Source organism: Novosphingobium rhizovicinum, assembly GCF_040813635.1.
Lineage (GTDB): Bacteria > Pseudomonadota > Alphaproteobacteria > Sphingomonadales > Sphingomonadaceae > Novosphingobium > Novosphingobium rhizovicinum.
In genome coordinates this window covers 1-2,092 of the sequence record NZ_JBFNXR010000011.1, presented here as the reverse complement: position 1 = coordinate 2,092, position 2,092 = coordinate 1, and the positions used below count along the sequence as shown (strand labels likewise).

Here is a 2,092-nt window from a genome sequence, read left to right as displayed (position 1 = left end):
GCTCCCGCCCCAATATCTCCACAGCCATCCCTCGCTCTCACTCAGGACGTCCATAACGACGTCCTTATGGACGTCTCTTACGCGCTCAACTCACCCTTCGACAGGCGGCCTCAACCGGTCGGTTACCCTCGCCTACAACTTCGACCGTTTCATCTTCCATGATCGGAGACCCACACCCAACTTGAACAGTGCTAGCGGAACACGCGGGGAACGCGAGCTGATAAGTATTTGATTTTGCTGGGCGTAGGTTTTGTGGCAAAATCGGATGTGCTAACAACATTTTGCCTGTGACTGGCGGTTTGGTTTATCTTTACGGGTGCAGGCAGTAACAACCTGACCATGTAGGTCGTCGAACGGGTCGCGCGCGGCCACCGCTATCTTTACCTGGTCGAGAGCGTGCGCAAGGGCAAAACTGTCCGCCAGCGGACGATCAAGGCTCTGGGCCGCAAGGATGTGCTGGCCGCAAGTGGCGAACTCGACAGACTGGCCGCCTCGATCGCACGTCACGCAGAGCGCAGCGTCATCCTGTCCGATATCGATGCAGGCCGGATCGCAGCCCGCAGGATCGGAGGCCCGTTGCTGTTCGGGCGCCTGTGGCAGCGGCTTGGCATCGATGCTGTATTGGAAGAGGTGCTGGAAGGGCGGCAGTTCGGCTTTGCCGTGGAGCGCGCCGTATTTGTCGCCACACTGCACCGCCTGTTCGTCTCAGGCTCGGACCGAGCCTGCCTGGACTGGATGGAGAGCTACGCCATCGACGGCAGCGAGGATCTTGCCCTTCATCACTTCTATCGCGCCATGGCCTGGCTCGGCGAGTGATCAGTGATCGCGCCAAGGATGGTCTCAATAAAAAAGTTGGTACGCTTACGTTCTCGTTTATAGGCCGTGGATCGAGCGGCTAACGGACGGGGGTGTCAATGAATGCAGATCGGGCAGGTCACGACACTAAGGCCATATCTGAGAGTGAGGGCCAAGGGGGTACACCGCACCGCCTTCAGACACACATACCAGCTCTTGACGGATTGCGCGGGTTTGCGGCTAGAGCGGATTCTGATCAGTCTGGATCATAGCCGCATGAGCTGAAGTAGTTGGCGCACTCGTCGGGGCGGAAGAGATCGACGAGTTTTCCGATGAAGCTCCAGAGGCCGGAGACGGTGCGCTCGCCGGCTTTTCTGAGCATGGCCTTGAGACGGGAGAAGGCCTTCTCGATCGGATTGAAGTCGGGGCTGTAGGGCGGGAGGAAGCGCAGAGACGCGCCTGCGTCCTCGATCATCGCGAGGACTGATGCGCGCTTGTGGCTGGAGAGATTGTCCATGATGACGATGTCGCCCGGCCTGAGTTCGGGCACGAGCACCTGGCGGACATAGGCCTCGAACCATTCGCCGTTGATCGGCCCGTCTAGCACCATCGGCGCGATCATCCCGCTCATGCGCAGTCCCGCGACCAGCGTCGTGGTCTTGCGGTGACCATGCGGGGAGCCCATCCGCAACCGCTCACCTCGCGGAGCACGACCATGGCTGCGGGTCATGTTGGTCGCGGTCCAGGTCTCGTCGATGAACACCAGGCGTTTGGGATCGAGATCGCACTGACCATCGAACCAGGCATGGCGCTGCCTCAGGACGTCGGGCCGGTCCTGCTCGATCGCGTGCCCGGTCTTTTTTTCCGCGTGATGCCGTGGCGCGCGAAGAAGCGGTGCAGCGTCGAGTTCGCGACTGAAAGGCCGATGCCGGCCAGCGCCACTCGCAACTCGTCGAGTGTGATGTCCTGCTGCGCTTCCCACAGCGCCAGCACCTCGTTGCGCCGCTCCTCAATCCGGTGCGAGCGCATGTCACCGCCCTGGGGCTTGGGCGCGAAGTTACCGGTCGCCGTTCGTTGAGCCTGCCAGCGGATCGCAGTCGAAGGCGCTACTCCAAACCGCACCGCAGCCGCCCGCCTGCTCATCCCGCCATCAATCGCCGCCAGCAACCGCAACCGCAGATCCATTGAAAGTGGCTGACCCATCTGATGCCGGCCTCCATCCCCAGCCAGCATCGTGAATCAGATTTCCGACGGCTTGGGAATCCCTCACGATTCAGGTCGGTCAGAAAACGCTCTA

1 protein-coding gene and 1 pseudogene are annotated in these 2,092 nt (G+C 61.1%); one reads left to right on the top strand and one right to left on the bottom strand.

Going from position 1 to position 2,092, the window contains the following annotated elements:
* Positions 1-384 precede the first annotated feature (384 nt).
* Positions 385-813 (top strand): annotated as a pseudogene (locus tag ABUH87_RS00255) (IS1634 family transposase); the annotation flags it as partial.
* A 238-nt stretch (positions 814-1,051) separates the two neighbouring features.
* Here ABUH87_RS00255 and ABUH87_RS00250 read toward each other — a convergent pair.
* Positions 1,052-1,998 (bottom strand): IS630 family transposase gene (locus tag ABUH87_RS00250; RefSeq protein WP_367767720.1). Its coding sequence is split into 2 segments (ribosomal slippage): positions 1,052-1,662 and positions 1,662-1,998, totalling 948 coding nucleotides; the frame shifts between segments, so codons are not numbered across the junction.
* Positions 1,999-2,092 lie beyond the last annotated feature (94 nt).